The following is a 5909-nucleotide window of genomic DNA, read 5'->3' as shown; positions in this document are numbered from 1 at the left end:
GAACCCAGGGCGTTGCCCTGGGCTATCCCATGCGAGCCCTTCAGGCTCCAGAGACAATCACCCTGCCTACAATTCCGGCCCACACTCGGGCGCGCCGGCTCGTTGACTCGACTCGCGCCCGCCGCTATAATTGCCGCAGACCACGGCTCGACCCTCCGGAGCGCGCTCTGTGCCTGCCACCCTCACCGTCATCGTGCCCACCTTCAACGAGGAGGAGAACATCGCGGCCTGCCTCGAGAGCGTGGCCTGGGCCGACGACCTCTTCGTGGTCGACTCGTTCTCGACCGACCGCACCCTCGAGATCGCGCGCACGTACACGAGCCATATCGTGCAGCACGAGTACGTGAACTCTGCGACGCAGAAGAACTGGGCCATCCCGCAGGCGAAGAGCGACTGGGTGATGGTGCTGGACGCCGACGAGCGGGTGACGCCGGAGCTGCGTGCCCGCATCCAGCGCATCCTGGCCGACGGCACCCCGCACGATGGGTTCCGCATCAGGCGGATGACCATCTTTTTCGGCAAACTCATCCGCCACTGCGGCTGGCATCACGACTACCTCACCCGCCTCTGGCGGAACGGCAAGGGGCGGTACGAGAACCTGCACGTTCACGCCGATGTGATCGTGGACGGCTCCGTAGGCACAATCCGCGAGCACTTCCTGCACAACACGTACCGCTCGATGGACCAGTATCTCGAGAAATTCGGGCGCTACACCACCTGGTCGGCGGCGGACCTCTACGACCGCGGCAAGCGGGCGACGTGGGCCAACCTGTCGCTGCGCCCGATGTGGCGCTTCTTACGCATGTTCGTCCTCCGCCACGGGTTCCTCGACGGCAAGCACGGCCTGATCCTCTGTTCGCTGGCGGCCTACAGCGTTTTCATGAAATACGCCAAGCTCTGGGACCGCCACCGCCGCGAGGCCCTCGAGCGCGCGCACCGCGAGGCCCCGGCCGCCGCACGCGACCAGGCCCTCGAGGCCCTCGACCAGATGACGGAGCGATGAGGTCCCTGGACGGGAGCGCGATGGCCTCCTCCGAACAGCACGAGAGCTCCCCCGCGACCCGCCTCGCCCTCCGCGTGTGGCAGACGCGCGGGCTCGACCGCCGGCAACTCGAGCAGATGCTCGTCGCCCACAGAACGGCCCTGGCCACCGGCCGCGGCGTTCTGAAGCGGGACGCACGGACCGCCGTCACGCGGGTCCCCTGCCGCGATGCCTGGGCGTGTGTGAAGGAGTACCGCCGCTCGGGGCCGCTCGACCTGCTGAAGGAGCTGCTGCGCGGCTCTCGTGCGCGCCGGGCCTGGCGCGGCGCGGCGCTGCTGGCCCGCAAGGGCGTGTCGGCGCCGGAGGCGCTCGCCGCGTTTCGTCACGGCACGAGCGCCTTCCTGGTCACCCGATACGTGGAGGGAGCCGTGCCATTGAACCGGCTCATCGCCGAACGCTTCGCCGGCGCGCTCTCCGCCGACCAGCTCCAGGCCAAGCGGCGCCTGCTCCGCCAGCTTGCCGCGTGGTTGCGGAGGGTGCACGACCTGGGCATCTACCACGACGACTGGTCGGCCAAGAACTTCCTCGCGGCCGAACAGCCGGACGGGTGGGTCTTCTACCTGCTGGATTTCGAGAGTCTGTCGGCCCGCAAGCCGTTGACCCGCCGCCGCCGGGCGAAGAACCTCGCGCAACTCGCTGACCTGCCGCACGGGGTCACGCGTGCCGACAAGATGCGGTTCCTGGTCGCCTACGCCGCCGGCGATCGCACGCGGACGCGCGGCCGGTTCCCCCGGGAGATCCTGCGCCTGGGCAGGCAGCGCGTCGCAGCCCGCCAGCGTCGCCGCAGGGGCCAACCATCATGAAAGTGCTTCACCTCTTCAGCAACTGGCGCCTCACGGGCCCTGCCGAACCAGCCGTCAACCTCGCCACCGCGCTGATGCGCCACGGCTGCGACGTTGCCTTCGCCTGTGGAGAGGCGCCGCGGGGCCAGGAGAACACGATCCTGCCGCTCGCCCGCGAGCGGGGCATCCCTGTGCGCACGGGGCTTGCCCTCAGCAAGCACATGAACCCGTTCAAGAACTACCCCGACGGACGCAAGCTGCGGCGCTGGCTCGAGGCCGAGCATTTCGACCTCCTGCATTGCCACCTCCGCAACGATCACATCGTGGCCGCCCTCGCGGCCCGGCACATGCCGGGGCGGCCGGCGGTCGTCCGCTCCTGCTATGCCGGCGAAGGGCCCCTCGGCTACTGGGAGGGGCGCCTGGCGCGCGAATTCACCGACGGCCTCCTCCTGATCTCGCACCACGCGCGGCGGCATGCCGTTGGCACGGTCGGCCTGCCCGCCGACAGGGCCTGGCTCTTCGACACCGCGGTGGACCTCGAGCGTTTCGACCCCGCCCGCGCCGCGGGCGGCCGGCGCGCCGAGCTCGGGCTGCCCCCAGATGCCTTTGTCATCGGCATCGTGGCACGAGTCCAGTGGCGGCGGAGGTTCGACGTCTTCCTCAAAGCCGTTGCCCAGGCCCACGCGCAACTCCCCAACCTGAGGGCGCTGATCATCGGGCGCGGCACCCACATCAAGACCATCGCCATCGAGCCCTCGAGGCGCATGGGACTCGAGGGGGTCGTTCTCTTCCCAGGCTATCAGCGAGGCGATGACTACGTGCGCACCCTGGCGTCGCTCGATGCCAAGGTCTTCCTGGTGCCGGGCACCGACGGCTCGTGCCGCGCCGTGCGAGAGGCGATGGCCATGGGCGTGCCCGTCATCGCGTCGCGGCGCGGGATGTTGCCCGAGCTGGTCGGCAACGACGATCGCGGCCTGGTGGTGGATGACACGGTGGATGGGCTTGCCGCCGCCATTGTGGCGCTGGCGCGCGACCCCCGACGCCGCATGGCTCTCGGGGCCCGCGCGCGCGAATACGCGCTCCAGCATTTCTCACTGGAACGTCAGGCGGAGCTGGTCGGTGCCGTGTACCGCGAGGTGCTGGAGCGCCGCCGGAGCACCCGGGCGTGAGCCACCCGGGCCATGCCCGGCCCCCTATTCCACCTGGACGATGGCCTTCGCCGTCGCGTCGCCGACCGTCACGGTGATCGTGTACTCGCCCGGCGAGTAGTACGTGTGCAGGGCCATCGTGCCCTTGCTTTTGATCTTCTTGGAGCCATCGCCGAAGTCCCAGAGGCAGGTTGCATCCGCCGGCGCACCCAGAGCATCCACGATGATGTCGAGCGGCGCCGGGCCTCGCGACGGCATGACGAAGATGCTGAGCGGCTCCTCCGGCTCCTTCGGCATCGGCAGCGGGGCCACCCACTTGACCTGGATCGCGTCGGCGACGACGTGCGTCCCGAGCGCGTTGTTGGCGATCTCCACTCGCCAGTCGGTGCCCGGCCCGAACTCGTACTTGCCCAGGGGCACCCACTTGCCCCCCTTGGAGTTCTGCCGCGCCGCCACAACGGTATTCCCCTTGGCATGGTACGTGCGGAAGGGCACGTCAGCGCCCCAGGTCTTGAGGGCCTTGGGCCACCAGACCGAGACCTCGTAGACGGCGTCGTAGGCCACGCGGAAATGCCAGGCCGCGACGGCATTGCCGGGGCCTGTGGGGGTGATGCAGTAGTCGGTCGCCCAGAACTTCGTCTGCGTTCCCTCCGCCTGCCAGACGCCCGACAGAGTCTCGAACCGCTTGTCTGCCTCATTGTCGCGGTTGTCTACCACCACGGTGTGCGGGTTGCCGACGCCCTGAATCGGGCGCTTGCCCGTCCCGCCATTGCTCAGGAAGTTCAGAGTCGCCTTCCGTTTGCCCGCCGCCGTGGGCACGAAGCGGAGGCGAAGGCTCTGGCTCTCCCCGGGCAGCAGGCTGAACGCCGAGCCGGAGACGATCGCGAAGTCGCCGGAGATGCTGGCCCCTCCCGTGAGACGCCCGCCTCCGGCGTTGGTCACGGTGAAGGCATCCAGCTCCGCCGATTGCCCAATCTCTACTCCCCCGAAATCGAGCTTCTTGGGTGCCGAGATCAGCAGAAGCGGCGGCGCGTCGTCATCCTTGTTGGTCACAGAGACATCCGCCGCGTTGAGGCCGTTGTACCCTGCGTCGGCGCTCGTGGCCGCACCCGTGAGAATGGTGTACGAGATATCGCCGTCGAACTCCAGGTCATCCAGCCCCGTAATCGTGACTACCTGCGGTGTGTTCCAGTTGGCTGGCGTGAAGGTCACGGCGGCTGTGTCCGCCACTCCCTCGGTGGGATCGCTCGACGAGAGGGGCACGGTGACGTCGGCGGTGGACCGGCCATCAAGCACCACTGTGAACTGAGCCGTGCCGCCTCCCTCGGTGGTGACGAGGCCAGAGGTCGGGCTCACCGTGATGCCGGGGGAGTCGTCGTCCCGGTTCGTCACCGACACGTCCGACGGGTTCTTCCCGTCGAAGAGGGCGTCACCGCTCACCGCCGGCGCCGTGATGATCGTGTAGGCCACGTGGCCGTCGCGCAGGTCGTCGTCCAATCCCGTCACGGTCACAGTCTGCGGCACGTTCCAGTTGGCCGGCGTGAAGGTCAACTGAGTGGGCGACACGCTTCCCTCGGTCGGGTCGCTCGAGGAGAGCCCGATCGCCACGTTCGCGGTGGGGGCCGAGGTGAGGACCACAGCGAACTGCGCCGTTCCCCCGCCCTCCGTGGTCGTGAGGCCCGAAGTCGGGCTCACGACAATCCCGCCCACCGACGTCCCGGTGTAGTTCTGATTCTTCAGGTCACTGTCTACGCCGGTGTGCACGCGGCTGGGGGGTGTGAAGACGTACGACGGCTTCTGCGGAGTGACGGTGCGGTCGCTGCCGCTCTTCACGTAGGCCAGGTAGAAGCCGTGGTAGTTCGTCATCGGAGTGTTGGGGAGGCCGACCATCGAGACGCAGTCGATCGGGTCCCCCGCGGCAGTGCGCACGTATCCCGAGATTGCGGGAACGGGCAGCGTGGTCTTGTAGTTATCGGTGATGTCGGCGCTTACGTTCACATAGTTCCGCCCAAACGGGTCGAAGTGCAGGAGATCGCGCAGCGGGTACACCGCGCCGGACCACCCCTCGGGCACCAGCACGCTATAGCGGCCGTCGCCATCGGTCTTCGGGTCGCCCGGCAGGCCGTACAGCTTGACGTCGGGGATGCCGAAGCCGAAGATGCCGCACACGATCTTCCCGGAGATCCTGTAGGTTCCGCCCCCCTTGGCGGAGCCGGCAAGGTCAGCGACCACACACGGCGCCAGCAGCGCGGCGGCCCCTGCGACGGCCATCACGAGCACCCGGCAACCCAAAGCGGACGGCCTCCCAGAAGCATTCGACGGCATCTGTGCACCTCGCTTCAGGCGGTGCAGCGCGTCGGGCGCGCACCCACTATGTGATTGACGGGGAAGCGCTTACAGCCGCCAACGGGGATGGGCGGCGTGTTCCCCTTCTCGAAGCCGGTCGCCAAAGCCGCAGGGGAAAACAAGAGCGATGGCGACCGCGAGCAGAGGGACAAGGCTGGCCGTGACCGGCCACAGGCTCCAGTATAATACCCCAACTTACCACGGAGGTCAAGCTCTTGCTGGCGAAGCGGATGGTCACCAACCCCGGCTCCTGCGCCCCCACTCGCCCCCATTGTCTTGGAAACCAGACACGCCGCCGCCATACTCGCTCACCTCTGCCGCCGCGGGGAGTTGAGCAAGTATGGCGCTTTGGCGATCCGGGCGGCTCGGCGGCCTTCCCGCCCATACTTGCTCAATTCTGGCTCATCAGGGTTTGGCGATCCCGACGCGGCCGCCCTTGGGGAGTGTGGGACGGGTGCCGCGGCACCCGCGGTGGCCATCCCATAACCCTCTATGCCCCAATGCCTTACGCCCTCCGGCCAGTCCCGCTCCCATAGTTGCTCATCGCGCAGATGAGCGAATATGGCCGGAGCCGCGAGAATCGCTCATTCT

The 5909-nt window shown here is 68.1% G+C and carries 4 protein-coding genes; 3 read left to right on the top strand and 1 reads right to left on the bottom strand.

The window, feature by feature from the left end:
* The first annotated feature begins 169 nt into the window (after positions 1–169).
* The 3 genes from PLE19_23750 to PLE19_23740 are packed head-to-tail and all read left to right on the top strand — an operon-like array spanning position 170 to position 2993.
* On the top strand, positions 170–1003 hold the full coding sequence (locus PLE19_23750) for a glycosyltransferase family 2 protein (GenBank protein ID HPD17963.1): 834 nt from the start codon (positions 170–172) through the stop codon (positions 1001–1003).
* A 20-nt stretch (positions 1004–1023) separates the two neighbouring features.
* Complete coding sequence (locus PLE19_23745; protein HPD17962.1) at positions 1024–1845, top strand: lipopolysaccharide kinase InaA family protein; 822 nt, start codon at positions 1024–1026, stop codon at positions 1843–1845.
* Complete coding sequence (locus tag PLE19_23740; GenBank protein ID HPD17961.1) at positions 1842–2993, top strand: glycosyltransferase family 4 protein; 1152 nt, start codon at positions 1842–1844, stop codon at positions 2991–2993. Before PLE19_23745 ends, PLE19_23740 begins: the two co-directional genes overlap by 4 nt.
* 24 nt (positions 2994–3017) lie before the next feature.
* Here PLE19_23740 and PLE19_23735 read toward each other — a convergent pair whose 3' ends face one another.
* Complete coding sequence (locus PLE19_23735; GenBank protein HPD17960.1) at positions 3018–5264, bottom strand: choice-of-anchor D domain-containing protein; 2247 nt, start codon at positions 5262–5264, stop codon at positions 3018–3020.
* Between the last annotated feature and the right edge of the window lie 645 nt (positions 5265–5909).

Source organism: Planctomycetota bacterium, assembly GCA_035384565.1.
Taxonomy (GTDB): Bacteria; Planctomycetota; PUPC01; order DSUN01; family DSUN01; genus DAOOIT01.
The sequence above is the reverse complement of the archived record's forward strand: the minus strand, read 5'-3'. Positions and strand labels throughout refer to the sequence as shown.

What these genes read in the sequence shown, in the direction of transcription:
- PLE19_23745 (HPD17962.1), top strand. Translation starts at nt 1,024, where the DNA reads ATGGCCTCCTCCGAACAGCACGAGAGCTCCCCCGCGACCCGCCTCGCC.
- PLE19_23740 (HPD17961.1), top strand. Translation starts at nt 1,842, where the DNA reads ATGAAAGTGCTTCACCTCTTCAGCAACTGGCGCCTCACGGGCCCTGCC.